We start from the raw sequence: 16,213 nt of genomic DNA on the forward strand, positions 1-16,213 counted from the left end.
GGCCACCTAGAGCACCACCAGACACGACAAATCCCCTGCCACATCCAACGACATGCCAGGGGAATCATCAGCCGCACAGAAAATGCAACAGCCACTATCGAGCAGCAATCCGCCGCGTTGAAGTCAGTCGCGGGCCAGCGCCCGGGCCACGACGAGGGCGGCCAGCATGACTGCCACGCAGTACACGCCCTGATCCTTCAGGCCCCAGGCGACCGAGGTCAGCGTCGCCGCACCGGCCAGGCACAGCAGCAGACCCACCGCGGCGCTGCGGATACCGGTGTCGGCCACCGCGCCACCGTCCCACAGTGGCAGCGGCGAATTCTCCAGCGGTCGCAGCGCGACGAAGGCGACCGCGACCAGTCCGGCCATCACGGCCAACTGCAGCACCGACAGCGCGATGAAGCCGGGGGCGGACGGGTCGATGCGGTCGGCGCCGAGGTAGTCGAACACCAGGTGCAGGCCCAGCAGCAGCGGCATGTGCCACAGGTACAGCGTCATCGCTCCGGAGTTGCCGATCGCGGTCAGCCACCACACCCGCGGCCGCTGAGCCCACCGGTTGATGGCGGGAGCGGCGGCAATCGCGAACGCGCACATCATGATTGCGTGGCCGGCCAGCAGCAGCGACGGCGGCGTCATGTTCTTCAGGTGCTGGGTCTCGATGCCGACCAGGCTCAGCTCGTAGGGGCCGAAGTACAGCAGTGCCAGGTTCACACCGAGCATGCCGATCCCGATCTTCAGTGCGGCGCCGCTGGACAGCAGGTGGCGGCGGTAGGCCACACCGAACACGCCGGGGATCAACCACACCACGGTGTTGAGATAGCCCAGTGTGGCGTAGCCGGCTTGGTCCACGTTAATCCGGACAAAGTCGATGACGGCGATGAACGCGTACGTGCCGATCACCGCCGCCGCCATCTGTCCGGTGGTGTTGATACGGGCCAGCAGCGGTACGGCCGCCAACACCAGGACATAGGCGCCCAGGAACCACAGCAGCTGGATGGAGATCCCGGCGACGGGCTCGTAGACGTGCTCCGGAAGCACGAACCGCAGCACCGCCAGGGCCGCGGTCCAGAAAGCCAGGTAGTAGAACACCGGCCGGTACAGCCGGGTGCAGCGTCGCAACAGCCATCCGCCCCAGGACGAGCCGGGCTTCCAGGACTGCACGGAAGCGGCCACACCGGCGAAGAAGAACAACGGCATGATCTGGAACACCCAGGTCAGCGCCTGAAACACGACGGACGCGGTGAGCAGGTTGCTCCAGATGAACACGTCGTCGCGGATTGTGCTGGTCGCCATGATCGTGTGGCCGAACACCACACCGACCAGGGACACGATCCGGATGACGTCGATGGCGCGGTCCCGGTCGGGCGGGGTCTGCGCCTCGACCTCGGCGGGCGAGGGGAACAGCCCGGCTTTCGCGGGGGCTTTCTTGGCAGCTGTGTCAGCAGCAACGGTCATGGCTAGAACGCTATGGCCCCGCGGCTGCGTAGTCCCTAGGTAGAAATACGGGATTCTTCGCTGAATTAGCAGGGTGATTTGGTTGAGGTGGACGAAGCATTCGTGGTCGGCCACGGGTCGTTTCCTGGTGGAGGTCATTGCGGCGGCAGTGATAGGTCGAAACCGTTGGTTTGTTCGACCCCCAGCGTCGAGGCTGGACGATGAAGCCGTGGCCGGGTGTGGGCGCGGAGACCACGTCGACGTTGTTGCTGGCAAGCGCGCTTGTCGGTGGTGCGTGAGATGTTGATCAGCGATGGCGCGACACACCACATTCCGGTTCTGTCTCGATCCCACGGTCGAGCAGTACGAGGTGCTGGCCCGCCATAGCGGGGCGTCGCGGTTCGCGTTCAACCAATGTTTGCGAATGGTGAAAACTGCGCTCACACAACGTCGCACTGATCCGGCCTTAGAGGTGCCGTGGACCGGTTTTGATCTGATCAACGCGTTCAACTCGTGGAAGAAGACCGAGGCCGCCGGCCGGGTCCTTGCCGTCGATGCCCACGGCGACGCCGAGGTAGTGGTGACAGGTCTGTCCTGGCGGCGTGAGGTGTGTCAGCAGGTGTTCGAGGAAGCCGCCGTCGATCTGGGCAAGGGCCTCAAAGCCTGGTCAGACTTGCGTTCCGGAAAGCGCAAAGGCAGGCGAGTCGGATTCCCGCGGTTCAAGAAGAAATCCGGCGCTGCGGCCTCGTTTCGGCTGCGCAACCACCATCGCAAAGGCAGACCGGCGTCGATCCGTGTCGGTGACGACAATCGCCCCCGCTCGGTCACACTGCCCGGCATCGGGCAGGTCGCAGTGCGCGATGACACCCGCCACCTACGGCGGATGATCGCCAGGAACCGGGCGAGAATCCTGTTCGCCACCATCAGTCATCACGGCGGCCGATGGTGGTGCTCGCTGAATATCGAGGCCGCCGACTTGCATCCACTTCGCCGGCACCCGGCTCGCACCGACCACGCCGGCCGTTGGGTAGGTGTGGACCGTGGCCTATCGGCGTTCCTGGTCGCCGCCACCATCGACGGCGCCGAAGTCGCCCGCATCAGCGATGCACCCAGGGCGCTGGCCGTGGGGCTCAAACAGCAGCGACGGCTGGCCAAATCGTTGTCGCGCAAGAAGAAAGGATCACACAACCGCATGGATGTCGCCGCTCGGTTGGGTCGGCATCATCACCGTGTCGCCAATGTGCGCCGCCATTTCCTGCACCAAGTGACGGGCGAGCTGGTCAAGACCCACGACCGGATCGTCATCGAGGACCTGAACGTGGCGGGAATGCTGGCCAATCACCGGCTGGCTCGGGCTATCTCGGATGCGGGCTGGTCGGAGTTCGCCCGCCTGCTCACCTACAAGCAGGTGTGGCGCGGCGGCCAACTCATCGAGGCCGACCGCTGGTATCCGTCAACCCGGCTGTGCCCGCAATGCCGCGCGGTCAACACCGAGATGACGCTGGCCGATCGGGTGTTCACCTGTGACTGCGGACATACCGCCGACAGAGACACCAACGCAGCGACGAATCTGGCCCGCTGGGCCCACGCCCACCACGATGAGCTTCATCGATCCCCGGACCCCCAAGCAGGAGGCCGGGCCACCAATGCCCGCCGACGGGACGGCTCTGGCCAACACCCCCGTGTTGGTGAAACCAGCCCGGATGACGCGGGAACCGACGTTCACACCGCACCAGCGGCCTGAACCGAAGACGCCCGAGAAGGGCGGTGCCGAACACTCATCCGAGTTGTTCGACATGCTTTAGGTAGAAGCACTCAACTTCGTCCTGGCCTCCGCGAACAGGATCGCGGTCAGACAGATCGCGGCCAGCACCGCGACGGTGATCGCGAAAGTGATGCCGGCGGTCCGCAGGCCCAGTGATTGAGCGGCCAGTCCCTCGCCGATCACCGGAAGCGAGATCGCGACATAGGCGACGACGAAGTACGTGGAGCTGACCTCGGCGCGACGCTGGGCCGGGGCGCGCTCGACGACCGCGGCCAGGCCCCGGCTGAAGCTCATGCCCTGGCCGATGCCGGATACCACCGCAGCGGCGATCAGACCGGGCAGCGAGGAAAAATACAGTGCTGCAGTCAGAATCATCATGCCGACGATCAGCAGTCCGCACCCGACCGCCACCGCCCGCTCGGCGCCCATTCGATTCGCTGCTACCTGGGTCAGGGCCGAGGCCGCGAAGATGGAGCAGGCGATCGCGCCCGCCACCGCGTGGTTGCTGATACCGATGACGTTCGACAGGAACGACGGCGCGACCGCGGTGAACAGTCCGGTCACCGCGAATCCGGCGAAGGCGGCCAGTGCGGCGATGACGAAGACGGTCCGCACCTCGGTGGGCACGGACAGTCGCTGCAACCCGATCCTGCCGACGCGCGCCGACGTCTCCGGCACAACGAACACCGCGATCCCGGCCAGGAGGGCGAGGCCGATGTGAATCAGGAACGGCAGGTGAAGGGGTTGCGGTGCGTACTGCACCAGTAGACCGGCCAGCAGCGGGCCGGCACCCAAGCCGCCGATGTTGGCCACCGTGGCCACCGCCGCGGCCCTGGATTTCCAGGCCTGCGGGGCGGCCTCGATGACGGCCGCCGTGGCGGTTCCGGTGAAGAGACCCGCCGACAGACCGGACAGCACCCGGCCGATCAGCAGCAGCGGCACCGAATCGGCGAACAGGAACACCACGGCACTGGCCAGGGCCGCCGCCACACCGGCGAGCAGCATCGGCCGCCGTCCCACGGCATCCGACCAGCGGCCGAACGCGAGCAGCGCGAACAGCACACCGCAGGCGTACGTGGCATAGATGACCGTCGTGGTCAGCACCGCGAAATGCATGCGGTCGGCGTAGAGCGCATACATCGGGGTGGGCAGCGTGGTGCCCACCATGATCGCGGCGAACGCGTAGGCGAGGAGAGGAAAGGAGAAGCGGCGCACGCTGAATGGTAGCCGTGCGATTCCAGTCGTTATTCCGCCGAAATGGCATTCCGGCAGCGTGCTACTCGCACTTTCGCTGCCGGAATGCCATTTCGGGGATTGGGTGGCGTTAGTGCGCGACCGCCTTCTCGGCGCCGACACCGGTCAGCGACCGGACTTCCATCTCGGCATTGAGCTCGGGGTCGCCGGTGTCGGGCGACGTGAGCGTGCCGATGATGCCGAGCGCGAATGCCAGCGGGATGGACACGATGCCCGGGTTGGCCAGCGGGAAGAAATCGAAGTCCGCGCCGGGGATCATGGCGGTCTTCGAACCTGATACGGCGGGGGAGAACACGATCAGCACGATGGTCGAGATCAGGCCGCCGTACATGCTCCACAGGGCACCGCGGGTGTTGAACCGCTTCCAGTACAGCGAGTACACGATCGTCGGCAGGTTGGCCGCGGCCGCCACGGCGAATGCCAGGGCGACCAGGAACGCCACGTTCTGGCCGTTGGCCAGGATGCCCAGCCCGATCGCGAACACACCCAGCACGACCGCGGTGATACGCGAGACCCGCACCTGCTCGTCCTCGGTCACCTTGTGGGACTTGAGAACCGAGGCATAGATGTCGTGCGCGAACGACGCCGACGCCGTGATGGTCAGGCCGGCCACGACGGCGAGGATCGTCGCGAACGCCACCGCCGAGATGACCCCGAGCAGGATCACCCCGCCGAGTTCGAAGGCCAGTAGCGGGGCGGCGGAGTTCACGCCACCGGCCGCCCCGAGGATCCGGTCCGGGCCGACCAGTGCGGCCGCCCCGTAGCCGAGCACCAAGGTGAACAGGTAGAAGGCGCCGATCAGCGCGATCGCCCAGACCACCGACCGCCGAGCCTCTTTCGCGGTCGGCACGGTGTAGAAGCGCATCAGCACGTGCGGCAGTCCCGCCGTGCCGAGCACCAGCGCGAGCGCCAGCGAGATGAAGTTGATCTGCGAAGTGAGCGATCCGCCGTACTGCGCGCCCGGGGCCAGCACGTCGCGGCTGGACACGCCCTTGGTGGTGGCCCCGGAGATGGCAGACTGGGCCGAGCCGAGGATCTCGGAGAAGTTCAGCCCGAACTTGCTCAGCACCATCACGGTCATCAGGGCGGCGCCGGCGATCAGCAGAACCGCCTTGATGATCTGCACCCAGGTGGTGCCCTTCATGCCGCCGACCAGAACGTAGACGATCATCAGGATGCCGACGACGGCGATCACGATCGATTGTCCGGTCCGGCTGTTGACGTCGAGCAGCAGGGCGACCAGTCCGCCCGCCCCGGCCATCTGGGCCAGCAGGTAGAAGAGCGACACCGTCAGTGTGGAGATGGCCGCGGCCAGCCGCACCGGGCGCTGCTTGAGCCGGAAGCTCAGCACGTCGGCCATGGTGAATTTGCCGGTGTTGCGCAGTAATTCGGCCACCAGCAGCAGGGCGACCAGCCAGGCCACCAGGAAACCGATCGAGTAGAGGAAGCCGTCGTAGCCGTAGACGGCGATGGCGCCGGCGATGCCGAGGAAGCTGGCCGCCGACAGGTAGTCGCCGGCGATGGCGATGCCGTTCTGCGGGCCGGAGAAGCCGCGGCCGCCGGTGAAGAACTCGTCGGCGGTGGCGTTGCGCTTGCTGGCCTTGATCACGACGATCATCGTGACGACGACGAAGAGGCTGAAGATGCCGATGTTGGCGACCGGGTTGCCGACGGTCTCGGCGGCGAGCGTTGTGACTGTCATCGGGTGCCTTCCAGTTCTTCGCGGATGGCGGTGGCCCGCGGGTCGAGCTCCTTGTTGGCGAAGCGGACGTACAGCCCGGTGATGAGGAACGTGGTGAGGAACTGGCCCAGCCCGATCAGCAGGCCGACGTTGACGTTGCCGAACACCCGGATGGCCATGAAGTCGTGGGCGAACGCGCCGAGAGCGACGTAGAGGCCATACCAGACCAGGAAGAACGCGGTCATCGGAAAGACGAAGCGGCGCAGGCGGGTACGCAGCTCCTGGAACTCAGGACTGGCCTGCATGGCGAGGAACTGTTCCCCGGTGGGGGCAGCCCTCTCGGGAAGGTCGGTTTCGGTCACCCGAGGACTCCTGACAATTGGCTGTGAGAGCGGATAGCGCCTGAACCTAATTGAGAGCTGGGTCACATGGGTGGGGTATCGGGGGCGATACGCCGAATTCGGTCATCGCTGCGCCGAGCGGTCGGTCGTCGGGGCTGAGCGGCAGGCGGGATCAACCCGCGGGGACGCGCTCGACGCCGAGGCCGAGGCGCTCCGGCACATGCATACGCGCGAAGATCTGCGCGACGCCGGGAGTGGGCCGGGTGAGCAGGCTGACGACGATCATGGTGAGGAACGCGATCGGCACGCTGACCGCGGCTGGGTAGCCCACCATCACCGCGGGCCATCCGCCGAGTACGTCGTCATCGATACCACCACTGATCGCCACGAGCACCGCGCCGCCGCACACACACCCGCCCACCACGAGCCCGCACGCCGCGCCGATCGCCGTCAGGCCGCGCCACCAGATGCCGAGCACCAGCAACGGACAGAGGGTGGACGCTGCGACCGCGAAGGCCAGGCCGACGCTGCGCGACAACTCGAGTCCGGACACCATCAGCGACAACGGGATCGGGATCAGCCCACCGATTACCGCGGCGATCCGGAAGTCGCGCACCCGGCCGCGCAGCACATCGGTGGCCAGGGCGCCGGCGACGCTGATCAGCAGGCCCGAGGAGGTGGCCAGGAATGCCGCGATGGCACCCGCGGCCACCAGGGCGGCCAGCAGTTGGCCGCCGATACCGCCGACGGCCGCACCCGGGGCCAAAAGTACTGCAGCATCGGCAGTTCCGGTGATGAGCAGCTGCGGGACGTACAGCCGGGAAAACACGCCGAGCAGGATCGGGAAGAAGTAGAACACCGACAGCAAGGCCACCACCGCCAGCGCGGTACGGCGGGCGGCCCGCCCGTCGGGGTTGGTGTAGAAGCGGACCAGCACATGCGGCAGTCCCATCGTGCCCAAGAACGTGGCGACGATGATGGACAACACCTGATAGAGCGGATGTCCGCCGCCCAGACCCCCGCCCGAGGCGATCCACTCACCGCCGGTGCCCGGCGTGCCGGCCACCACGGGCGTCGCCGCGCCGGCGGCGAGCGTGAGCGTGGTGCCCGCGCCGAGAGTATGTTGCCCGGGCGCGGTGATCCTCGCGGAGTCGACATGACGGCCGTCCAGATCGCCGGACACGGTGATGCCGGCAGGTTCGATCACCTGGACCACCACTGCGGTCTCGATCTGCACGGTGGTCTGCTGTTGCACAGTGGGCGGCAGCGGGCCGCCCAATTCGCCGCGGTCGCCGATGAACAGCCCGAGTAGTGCCAGGGCGGGGACTGCGATGGCGGTGAGCTTGAGCCAGTATTGAAAGGCCTGCACGAACGTGATCGACCGCATGCCCCCGGCCACCACATTGGTGATGACGATCGCGGCGACCAGCAGCGGACCGATCCAGACCGGAACGCCCAGAAGTGTTTTCAGGGCGAGCCCGGCCCCCTGATACTGCGGGGCCAGATAGAACAGGCAGATCACCACGACAACGAGCATGGCCACCTTGCGCAGGCGGGCCGAGCCGAGCCGGAACTCGGCGAAGTCGGGGACGGTGTAGGCCCCCGAACGTCGCAGCGGAGCGGCCACGAACAACAGCACACCCAGATAACCCGCGGTGAAACCGACCGGGTACCACAGTGCGTCGGCACCGTACTTCGCGATCAACCCGGCCACCCCGAGAAATGAGGCAGCGGAGAGATATTCGCCGGAGATCGCGGCGGCATTCCACTGCGGGCCGACGCTGCGTGAGGCCACCAGGAAGTCGGAGGTGGTGCGCGACAACCGGACTCCGTACGCGCCGATGGCGATGGTGGCGACCACGGAGGCCAGCAGGGCGGCGGCGGTCAGCGGTGCCCCGGTCATGGTTCGCTGTCGACGACCCGGACGAAATCCCGTTCGCCCTGTTCGGCCAGACGCACATAGAGTCGTCCGACCCCGTACAGCAGCGGGTAGAGCAGTCCGGCCAGGATCAGCCAGTTGAGCCGGATGCCGAGTACGGTGAGCGCGGCGAACTCCGGTACGGCGGAATTGAGTAGTACCAGTGCCACCACGACCGTGACCACTACGGCGGCGAGCCGCAAGGCGAGCCCCAATTGGGTGCGCACCAGGCCACGCACGAGTGCGTCGCCCACCTGGGTCTGCTCGGCCACCTCGATGCGGGTGCGCACCATGCGGGTACCGCGGCGGTGGGCCAGCACGACGCGTTGGCGTCCGGCGGCGGGCCGCCCATTGGGTCCGGCGGCGGGCCGTCCAGAGGACCCAGGTCGCTCACTCATCGCTGCCCGCCGGTTTGAGGGAGCGCATCGGATCGCGGACCAGTCGGTCCCGCAGTTCGCGGGCCTGGCGCCGGCTCACCGGAAGCTCCACGGCGGGGGAGGTTCCGTTGGCGCGTAACCGCACCAGCACCGCGCCTTCGGCCGTACGCAGCCCGGTGACCTGTCGCAGTGACACCAGGTACGACCGGTGGATGCGCTGGAACCCGTGGTCGCGCCAGCGGGTTTCCAAGGTGCTCAACGGGATCCGCACCAGGTGGGCGCCGGTGGCCGAGTGCAGCCTCGCGTAGTCACCTTCGGCCTCGACCCAGCCGATGCTGTCGCGGGGCACCAGGTGGGTGATCCCGCCCAGTTCGGCGGGAACCACGTTCCAGTCCCGGTCCTCGGGCTGTGCCGGTTCAGTGGCCGCGGCCCTCGGCGCGGCGGACGCGACCCGGCGCACGGCTTCGTCCAGGCGGTTCTGCCGGATCGGTTTGAGCAGATAGTCGACGGCGCCGACATCGAAGGCCGCCACCGCCTTGTCCTCGTGGGCGGTCACGAACACCACGGCGGGCCGGTTCGCGTAATTGGCCAGCACCCCGGCCAATTCGATGCCCGACAGGCCGGGCATGTTGATGTCGAGGAACACCGCGTCGAAAGCCTGCTGGTTGAGTTCGCGTAGTGCCGAGGTGGCGTCGGACGCGGTATGCACCTCACCGACGTCGGGGTGCCGGCCCAGGAGGTAGGCCAACTCGTCGAGGGCGGGTGCCTCGTCGTCGACGGCGAGTACGGTCAGCTTGGTGCTCGGCGTCATGATTCGCTCGCGAGTTCGCTCATGCGAACGCACCTCCGCCGGCTCGGACCCCTGAACGGAACTTCGGCACGCGCATCACCACTTTGGTGCCAGCGCCGACCGCTGTCTCGACCACAAGACCGTAATCGTTGCCGAATGCCGCTCGCAGCCGATGGTCCACATTCGTCAGCCCGACATGTGCGGACTCCCCGGTACGGTCGGCCAGTGCGTCGCCGGGGCCGGCGCGCAGCGTGTCGGGATCGATGCCGGCACCGTCGTCCTCCACGGTGATCACGCATTCAGTGCCCGCGTCGCGGGCGATGATCTCCACCGATCCGCCGCCCTGGCCCGCCAGCCCGTGCCGCACAGCGTTTTCCACCAGCGGCTGCAGCGCCAGGAACGGCACGACGACGTTGAGTACCTCGGGGGCCACCTGAAGCCGCACCCGCAGGCTGGTGCCGAACCGGGCCCGTTCCAGCGTCAGGTAGCGGTCGATGTTGCGCAGCTCGTCGGCGAGCGTGGTGTACTGCCCGGCCGCACGGAACGAGTAGCGGGTGAAATCCGCGAATTCCAGGATCAGTTCGCGCGCCCGGTCCGGGTCGGTGCGGACGAACGAGGCAATGGTGTTGAGCGCGTTGTAGATGAAGTGCGGGCTGATCTGGGCCCGCAGCGCCAGTACCTCGGCCCGGTCCAGCCGGGCGCGTGACGCGTCGAGTTCGGCCAGCTCGAGCTGGCTGGCGGCGTAGCGCGCCACCTCGCCGACTGCGCCGAGCATGCCCGGGCCTGGGCTGGCGGGCGCCAGCACCACGAGGGCGCCGAGCACTTCGCCGCCCTCGGTCAGCAGCGGCTGCGCCACGACAGCCGTCGACCGCGCGGTGTGCAGGACCCGACGACCCGCACTGATCGACTCGCGGGCGGTGTCGGCACAGACGTCGACGGTGCCGGACTGCCAGATCGACTCGTCGTCGTGGTCGCGGGCCAGCAGTGCTGCGTCGTCGTCGAACAGGGCCAGCCCCGCGGTGCCGGTCAGCTCGCGTAGATACGGCGCCGCGGTCTGGGCGGATTCGGTGTCCAGGCCTTGTCGTAACGCGCGGGCGGCCTGCGCGGCGGTGTGCAGTGCGGCATGCACGGCGCGTTCGGTGGGGGTGGCCACCACCCGTCGGGTGCGCACCACGACGACGGCGGCGACCGCCGCCAGGATCAGCGCCAGGGCCAGCGCGACTGCCACTTCGCCGGACATCGTGCGGCCAACCTTAGATGGCTGTGCGGCGAAACCGCAGCTAGCTCAATTACTGAACGGGGCAGGTGTACTTTCGGGCCACGTCCATCACCCGCTCCTGCGCTCCGATGCCGATAACCCCTTGTGCGGACATTTCCAAACCGATGTATCCCATCAGGCCGCCGTGACACGCCTGATGAGCAACGCGCCATGCGGTGTCGGGATTCAGGTGATAGCCGTTGCGTTCCAGGCCCTGCATGTAGTTGTCGAACTCCGGTGTGCCCTGATCGGGGATCGCGTTGGCCGTGGCGGCCAAGGCAAGCGCGGTAATCACCGCTGCAAAGAAGGGTGCAACGACGCGTCTCATGTCCATCTCCTATGGGCACATCACCGGTTAACGCGTACACATTCGCACACTCCACCGACACGGACGTCAAAAACGTGGCTAGTCCTAGACTGGCGACGTGGGAAAACTGCAGCTAGTCCAAGACCCGGAGGCAGACGCCCTGCTGGAGTCCAACCCGTTCGCGCTCTTGGTCGGGATGTTGTTGGATCAGCAGATTCCGATGGAGACGGCATTCGCCGGACCCAAGAAGATCGCCGACCGCCTCGGTGGCGTCGACGCCCGCGAGATCGCCGACTACAACCCGGACGAGTTCATCGCACTGGTGTCGCAAACCCCTGCCATTCACCGGTTTCCGGGGTCGATGGGCAAGCGGGTACAGGACCTCGCGCGGGCCATCGTCGACGAGTACGACGGCGACGTGACCGCACTGTGGACCGGCGGCGACCCCGACGGCAAAGAGGTGTTGCGGCGGCTCAAGCAGCTGCCCGGGTTCGGTGACCAGAAAGCCCGGATCTTCTTGGCGCTGTTGGGTAAGCAGTACGGCGTGACGCCGAAGGGCTGGCGTGAGGCGGCGGGCGATTACGGCACGGCCGGCAGCTTCATGTCGGTGGCCGACGTGGTCGATCCCGGGTCGCTGCAGAAGGTCCGCACCTACAAGAAGCAGATGAAGGCCGCCGCGAAGGAAGCCAAGGCCAAGAGCTGATGTCTGCGCCGAGCGTGCGCTGAGATCGCGTTTCGCGGCGGAATCGCGATCTGGGTGCACACTCGGGGTTGAAAGCTCGACTACCTATGCAATGGTGAACATATGGCGAAGACACATCTGAACTGCCCGTGTGGAGAAGCGATCAGCGGGACCGATGAGGACGACCTGGTCGAGAAGGCTCAGGCGCATCTGGCTCAGCAGCACCCCGGGCGTGAGTACGACCGCGAAATGATCCTCTTCATGGCCTACTGAGGCCTCCAGACTCAACCGAAAACAGCCCCCGACAAAATTCCCGGTCGCCAGCCACGAGGCAAGCGACCGGGAATTTCGTTTCCCCATTCATATGGTGTGGTCAGGGCACCACCGTGGATCCGATGGTGGGCATGAACTGGCACTGCTTCTCAGTGGTGGTGACCTGGCCGAAGACCGTCGTCATGATGCTGCCCGATCCGGTGTCGGCGATCGCGGTCAGCGTGGTCGGTCCTTCGGGGTTGATGTCCGAGCGCGGCTGCAGCGTCACACTGCCGGACTTGCCGGTCGTCAGGTTCACCCACGTGGCGTTCAGCGGCAGCTTCTGCTCGGCGGCCGGGCCCGGGGTACCGATCGCGGTGAACACGTATGCGGTCTGACCGGCCTTCGGGCCGGGCAGCGGGATCGTGGCCGGGCCGGCCACCGAGATCGCCGTCGCCAGAACGTTTCCGCCGTCCTTGAGGCAGCCATTGCTGATCGACGGGTACATGAAGTCCTGCGTCGTCGGCGTGTCGGGCCCGAAGCCCGGGGCGGGAGCCGGGGCGCCCGCCGGGGCGGCTTCAGGCGCGGGTACGGGTGCCGGTGCAGGCGCCGCGTCAGGTGCGGGCGCGGGAATGGTGGCCGCGACCGGGACTGCCCCCGGAGCCGGCGCGGGCGCGGGCGCAGCTTCAGGAGCCGGTGCCGCTGCCTGTGCCGCCGGGGCAGCGGGTGCCGGAGCGGGAGCGGGCGCGGCCTCGGGCGCTGGAGCGGGTGCCGGTGCGGGCAGCGCCTCAGGGGCCGGCCCGGCCGCGTGGGCCGGGTCGACACCCATCGGCAGGTGAGCGTCGCCGCCGGCACCCAGAGCAGGAACATGCTCGGGTGCGGCGACGGGCTGGGCCGCGAAATGGTTGACCGCCGTGGCGACATTGCGGGATTCAGCCGACTCCGACTTGTTGGCAGCGAACGCCTGCGCGGCCGCCATCAACAGTTGCACGGCGCCCCCGGGATCGGCTGCGGCCTGCTGGATGATCGGACTGAGATTCTCCATCGCCGGCAGACCGGGTGCCTGTACCGCGTCGATCGGCAGCGGTGCCGGATCGGCGTTCGCTACGGCGCTGCTGAACAGCAACAGGGTGGTGGACCCGATCGCGGCGGCGGTGCCGAACATCGTTTTCAGAGACATACGCGGTGACATGGCTTTCCCAATCGTTTTCGGGCGGTCAGACCAGTTCGGAGATCAGGGCAGGCCGGCGGTCAGCAGCGGAGCCAGTGCCGCGACCTCCGGGTTGAAAGCAGCCGGAGCGGCGGCGGCCGGAGCCGCAACCGCCGGAGCTGCCGCCGCTGCCGGGGCCAACGGGGATGCCGCGGCAGGCAGGGCCGTCTGAGCGGCAACCGGAGCCAGCGAGGCCAGATCACCCGGGATGTTCACCTTTTGAGGCAGGGGGATCGGCATCCCGGGCACCTGCGGGATGGTCAGTTCGGCCGAGGGGATCAGGGATGCCGGGCCGGAGACCGGAGCAGTCGCAGCCGGAACTGCCGGCGTCGCGGCCGGTGCGGTGGGCAAGCCCGGCATCAGCGATCCCAGGGGTGCATTGGCGGCGGCCGGTGAGACGGCCGTAGGTGCCTGCGGCAGCGTCACCGAGGCGGTGGCCCCCGGAGCCGGAGCCGGTGCCGCGGCAGGGGTACCGGTCAGGGCCTGGCTCACCCCCTGCAGCAGTTGCGGCGCGGCGGCCGGCACGCCGGCGAGTTGGTTGACGATCGGCAGGTTCGGCGCCGGGACCGGGGCCGGGGCCACTGGTTCGGCGTTCGCTGAGGCGCTCAGGGCCAACGCGACCGGGACTGCGCCGGCGGCCGCGATCATGCTGGTGGAAAGTGCTTTCCAGGTGAAGATCATGGTTCTCCCAATCGGTTGCTTGCACGTCTGAAGGGAAAACTAGCGAGTTACTGATGGGACTCAAGTGACACGTGTGGCGGTTATTCAACCGTTACTGCTCCGGCCGAATTCGTTATCTCGCAGTGCCTTGAGCGTGACGCGTCGGGAGCGGGAACCTCCCCCTCGGGGATTGTCACGCTGGAGTGGCGCCCGCCGCCGGGAGCCACTCCAGCGTGACAATCGGCGCCAGGCCGTGGGCCGTCCGTCACTCCAGCGTGACTCTCGGCGGCGAGAGCCACGCTGGCGTGACAAACCGCCGACGAGACGAACCGGGCGGGTCGCTAAAGTCGTGTCCGTTAACACCGAACCGGCCACCCACGTCTCAGCAACCGCGCGGCTCTACCGTCTGGCGCCTGTGTTGCTGGTCCTCAGCATTGCGGCGCGCCTGGCCTGGACGTATCTCGTTCCCAACGGCGCGAACTTCGTCGACCTGCACGTCTATGTCGGTGGCGCCGCCACGCTCGACGGTCACGCGGGCGCGCTCTATGACTACGTCTACGCGGACCAGACACCGGATTTCCCACTGCCTTTCACCTATCCGCCGTTCGCCGCGGTGGTGTTCTATCCGCTGCACCTGCTGCCCTTCGGGCTGGTGGCGTTCTGTTGGCAGGTCGGCATCATCGCCGCGCTGTACGGCGTGGTGCGGATCAGTCAGCTGTTGCTCGGCGGCCCGGCGCCCCGGCGTGTCGCGATGTTGTGGACGGCAGTCGGCATCTGGACCGAGCCCCTGCGCAGCACGTTCGACTATGGGCAGGTGAATGTCGTCCTGGTGCTGGCGGTGCTCTACGCCGTCTACAGCAACCGCTGGTGGCTGTCGGGGCTGTTGGTCGGCCTGGCCGCCGGGGTGAAACTGACGCCCGCGGTCTCGGGGCTCTATTTCCTCGGTGCCCGCCGGTGGGGCGCTGCGGTGTTCTCGGCCGTGGTGTTCTTCGGCACGGTGGCGTTCTCAGTGCTGGTGATCGGTGATGAGGCGCGCCGGTACTTCACCGAACTTCTCGGTGACGCGAGTCGGATCGGACCCATCGGAACGTCGTTCAACCAGTCCTGGCGGGGCGGGATCTCCCGGATCCTCGGCCATGACGCGGGATACGGCCCGGCCGTACTGCTCGGTATCGCCGTCACCGCGGTCCTTGCGGTGCTGGCCTGGCGAGCCATCGGCGGCAGCGCCGACCGGCTGGGTGCGATCGTGATCGTGAGCCTGTTCGGGTTGCTGCTTTCGCCGATTTCGTGGACGCACCACTGGGTCTGGTTGATTCCGCTGATGATCTGGTTGCTGCACGGGCCGCTGGCGAACCGGCTGGGCGCGCGGGTGCTGGGCTGGGGTTGGCTGGCGCTCACCCTGGTCGGCGTGCCGTGGTTGCTCAGCTTCGCCCAGCCGACGATCTGGGAGATCGGTCGGCCCTGGTATCTGGCCTGGGCCGGGCTGGTCTACATCGTCGCGACGCTGGCGACGCTGGCCTGGATCGCGACGACTGCGCCCAGCGCGCCTAGCCCGGCTGGTCGGCCAGAATCCGGTTGATCTCCGTTGCCATCTGGATGTCCTTCTCGGTGATCCCGCCGGCGGAATGCGTCACCAACGCGAATGTGACGGTGCGCCAGCGGATGTCGATATCGGGATGATGGTCTTTTTCCTCGGCGAATTCGGCGACGCGGCGCACCGCGTCGATGCCGTCGAGGAACGTCGGGAATTTGGTGGACCTGCGCAGGGCGCCCGCCGCGCGTTCCCAGCCCGGCAGATCGGGCAGTGCGGCGTCGACCTGATCGTTCGATAACACGGCCATACCCGACGGTATACCGTCGGGCGCGATGGATGAGCAGATCGTCGTGGCCGGTGCCCTGTTCTCCGAGGCCGGGCTGTTGGTCGCCCAACGGCAACGGCCGCCGGAGCTAGCGGGATTGTGGGAACTGCCCGGTGGCAAGGTGGCCGCCGGCGAGAGCGACGCCGACGCGCTCGCGCGCGAATTGCGTGAGGAACTGGGCGTCGAGGTGAGTGTCGGTGCCCGTCTCGGAGTGGATGTTGCTCTCAAGGCGGGCATGACCCTGCGCGCCTATCGGGCGACGCTGACTGCGGGCAGCCCACAACCGCACGATCACCGGGCGTTGCGCTGGGTCACCGCCGACGAACTCGACGAGCTGCCATGGGTACCCGCCGATCGGGCCTGGCTTGCGGATCTGACCGCAGCGCTCTCCGCCGAGAAGACGTGAAAGTACCTGAAACGGCCAT

General features: G+C 67.5%; 17 protein-coding genes. 5 read left to right on the top strand and 12 right to left on the bottom strand.

Translation table 11 applies throughout. The annotated features are described in order from the left end of the window. Nucleotides 1-123: 123 nt before the first annotated feature. Nucleotides 124-1,455: an acyltransferase family protein gene (locus AB0876_RS29090; RefSeq protein WP_526043632.1), complete on the bottom strand. Its 1,332-nt coding sequence runs from the start codon at nt 1,453-1,455 to the stop codon at nt 124-126. A gap of 292 nt (nt 1,456-1,747) precedes the next feature. Here AB0876_RS29090 and AB0876_RS29095 point away from each other — a divergent pair, with 292 nt between their 5' ends. After that, complete coding sequence (locus tag AB0876_RS29095) at nt 1,748-3,178, top strand: RNA-guided endonuclease TnpB family protein (protein WP_526043633.1); 1,431 nt, start codon at nt 1,748-1,750, stop codon at nt 3,176-3,178. A 57-nt stretch (nt 3,179-3,235) separates the two neighbouring features. Here AB0876_RS29095 and AB0876_RS29100 read toward each other — a convergent pair whose 3' ends face one another. The 8 genes from AB0876_RS29100 to AB0876_RS29135 form a co-directional block, all read right to left on the bottom strand. After that, nucleotides 3,236-4,414 carry an MFS transporter gene (locus AB0876_RS29100; protein WP_491842213.1) on the bottom strand — a complete coding sequence of 393 codons (1,179 nt, stop codon included), beginning with the start codon at nt 4,412-4,414 and terminating at the stop codon, nt 3,236-3,238. Nucleotides 4,415-4,523: 109 nt separating this feature from the next. Further along, nucleotides 4,524-6,155: a monocarboxylic acid transporter gene (locus tag AB0876_RS29105; protein WP_526043634.1), complete on the bottom strand. Its 1,632-nt coding sequence runs from the start codon at nt 6,153-6,155 to the stop codon at nt 4,524-4,526. Beyond that, nucleotides 6,152-6,496 (bottom strand): DUF485 domain-containing protein, encoded by a 345-nt coding sequence (locus AB0876_RS29110; RefSeq protein ID WP_491842215.1) that lies wholly within the window; start codon nt 6,494-6,496, stop codon nt 6,152-6,154. The genes AB0876_RS29105 and AB0876_RS29110 overlap by 4 nt, the downstream gene beginning before the upstream one ends. Nucleotides 6,497-6,647: 151 nt before the next feature. Next, nucleotides 6,648-8,378 carry a sodium/solute symporter gene (locus tag AB0876_RS29115; protein ID WP_491842216.1) on the bottom strand — a complete coding sequence of 577 codons (1,731 nt, stop codon included), beginning with the start codon at nt 8,376-8,378 and terminating at the stop codon, nt 6,648-6,650. Next, nucleotides 8,375-8,686: a hypothetical protein gene (locus AB0876_RS29120; protein WP_491842473.1), complete on the bottom strand. Its 312-nt coding sequence runs from the start codon at nt 8,684-8,686 to the stop codon at nt 8,375-8,377. Before AB0876_RS29120 ends, AB0876_RS29115 begins: the two co-directional genes overlap by 4 nt. 97 nt (nt 8,687-8,783) lie before the next feature. Continuing rightward, entirely contained in the window at nt 8,784-9,581 is a 798-nt protein-coding gene (locus tag AB0876_RS29125) for a LytR/AlgR family response regulator transcription factor (RefSeq protein WP_491842217.1), read from the bottom strand. Between the two features lie 19 nt (nt 9,582-9,600). After that, the gene (locus AB0876_RS29130; protein ID WP_491842218.1) at nt 9,601-10,800 is read right to left on the bottom strand and encodes a sensor histidine kinase; all 1,200 of its coding nucleotides are present in this window, start codon (nt 10,798-10,800) and stop codon (nt 9,601-9,603) included. 49 nt (nt 10,801-10,849) lie between these two features. Then, nucleotides 10,850-11,152: a DUF732 domain-containing protein gene (locus AB0876_RS29135; protein WP_491842219.1), complete on the bottom strand. Its 303-nt coding sequence runs from the start codon at nt 11,150-11,152 to the stop codon at nt 10,850-10,852. A 91-nt stretch (nt 11,153-11,243) separates the two neighbouring features. On the opposite strand from AB0876_RS29135, the gene AB0876_RS29140 reads away from it, so the two are divergent. Further along, nucleotides 11,244-11,828, top strand: coding sequence for an HhH-GPD-type base excision DNA repair protein (locus tag AB0876_RS29140; protein WP_491842220.1), 585 nt, complete (start codon nt 11,244-11,246; stop codon nt 11,826-11,828). Between the two features lie 102 nt (nt 11,829-11,930). Continuing rightward, a complete protein-coding gene (locus AB0876_RS29145; RefSeq protein ID WP_003882209.1) occupies nt 11,931-12,080 on the top strand; it encodes a DUF1059 domain-containing protein in 150 nt (49 codons plus the stop codon). Between the two features lie 100 nt (nt 12,081-12,180). Here AB0876_RS29145 and AB0876_RS29150 read toward each other — a convergent pair whose 3' ends face one another. Continuing rightward, on the bottom strand, nt 12,181-13,251 hold the full coding sequence (locus AB0876_RS29150) for an Rv1157c family protein (RefSeq protein WP_526043635.1): 1,071 nt from the start codon (nt 13,249-13,251) through the stop codon (nt 12,181-12,183). A gap of 42 nt (nt 13,252-13,293) precedes the next feature. Continuing rightward, nucleotides 13,294-13,950 (bottom strand): hypothetical protein, encoded by a 657-nt coding sequence (locus tag AB0876_RS29155; RefSeq protein WP_491842222.1) that lies wholly within the window; start codon nt 13,948-13,950, stop codon nt 13,294-13,296. Between the two features lie 328 nt (nt 13,951-14,278). On the opposite strand from AB0876_RS29155, the gene AB0876_RS29160 reads away from it, so the two are divergent. After that, nucleotides 14,279-15,508 (top strand): mannosyltransferase, encoded by a 1,230-nt coding sequence (locus AB0876_RS29160; protein ID WP_491842223.1) that lies wholly within the window; start codon nt 14,279-14,281, stop codon nt 15,506-15,508. Here AB0876_RS29160 and AB0876_RS29165 read toward each other — a convergent pair. Then, nucleotides 15,477-15,770 (bottom strand): 4a-hydroxytetrahydrobiopterin dehydratase, encoded by a 294-nt coding sequence (locus AB0876_RS29165; protein WP_491842224.1) that lies wholly within the window; start codon nt 15,768-15,770, stop codon nt 15,477-15,479. The two genes, AB0876_RS29160 and AB0876_RS29165, sit on opposite strands and share 32 nt — an antisense overlap. A gap of 25 nt (nt 15,771-15,795) precedes the next feature. Between AB0876_RS29165 and AB0876_RS29170 the strand changes: the two genes are divergently transcribed. After that, nucleotides 15,796-16,194 (top strand): (deoxy)nucleoside triphosphate pyrophosphohydrolase, encoded by a 399-nt coding sequence (locus tag AB0876_RS29170; RefSeq protein ID WP_526043636.1) that lies wholly within the window; start codon nt 15,796-15,798, stop codon nt 16,192-16,194. Nucleotides 16,195-16,213: the final 19 nt, after the last annotated feature.

Source organism: Mycobacterium sp. NPDC049093 (assembly GCF_040704635.1).
Taxonomy (GTDB): Bacteria; Actinomycetota; Actinomycetes; order Mycobacteriales; family Mycobacteriaceae; genus Mycobacterium.

What these genes read in the sequence shown, in the direction of transcription:
- AB0876_RS29090 (WP_526043632.1), bottom strand. Translation starts at nt 1,455, where the DNA reads ATGACCGTTGCTGCTGACACAGCTGCCAAGAAAGCCCCCGCGAAAGCC.
- AB0876_RS29125 (WP_491842217.1), bottom strand. Translation starts at nt 9,581, where the DNA reads ATGACGCCGAGCACCAAGCTGACCGTACTCGCCGTCGACGACGAGGCA.
- AB0876_RS29105 (WP_526043634.1), bottom strand. Translation starts at nt 6,155, where the DNA reads ATGACAGTCACAACGCTCGCCGCCGAGACCGTCGGCAACCCGGTCGCC.
- AB0876_RS29130 (WP_491842218.1), bottom strand. Translation starts at nt 10,800, where the DNA reads ATGTCCGGCGAAGTGGCAGTCGCGCTGGCCCTGGCGCTGATCCTGGCG.
- AB0876_RS29120 (WP_491842473.1), bottom strand. Translation starts at nt 8,686, where the DNA reads ATGGTGCGCACCCGCATCGAGGTGGCCGAGCAGACCCAGGTGGGCGAC.
- AB0876_RS29095 (WP_526043633.1), top strand. Translation starts at nt 1,748, where the DNA reads ATGGCGCGACACACCACATTCCGGTTCTGTCTCGATCCCACGGTCGAG.
- AB0876_RS29165 (WP_491842224.1), bottom strand. Translation starts at nt 15,770, where the DNA reads ATGGCCGTGTTATCGAACGATCAGGTCGACGCCGCACTGCCCGATCTG.
- AB0876_RS29170 (WP_526043636.1), top strand. Translation starts at nt 15,796, where the DNA reads ATGGATGAGCAGATCGTCGTGGCCGGTGCCCTGTTCTCCGAGGCCGGG.
- AB0876_RS29115 (WP_491842216.1), bottom strand. Translation starts at nt 8,378, where the DNA reads ATGACCGGGGCACCGCTGACCGCCGCCGCCCTGCTGGCCTCCGTGGTC.
- AB0876_RS29155 (WP_491842222.1), bottom strand. Translation starts at nt 13,950, where the DNA reads ATGATCTTCACCTGGAAAGCACTTTCCACCAGCATGATCGCGGCCGCC.
- AB0876_RS29145 (WP_003882209.1), top strand. Translation starts at nt 11,931, where the DNA reads ATGGCGAAGACACATCTGAACTGCCCGTGTGGAGAAGCGATCAGCGGG.
- AB0876_RS29135 (WP_491842219.1), bottom strand. Translation starts at nt 11,152, where the DNA reads ATGGACATGAGACGCGTCGTTGCACCCTTCTTTGCAGCGGTGATTACC.
- AB0876_RS29150 (WP_526043635.1), bottom strand. Translation starts at nt 13,251, where the DNA reads ATGTCACCGCGTATGTCTCTGAAAACGATGTTCGGCACCGCCGCCGCG.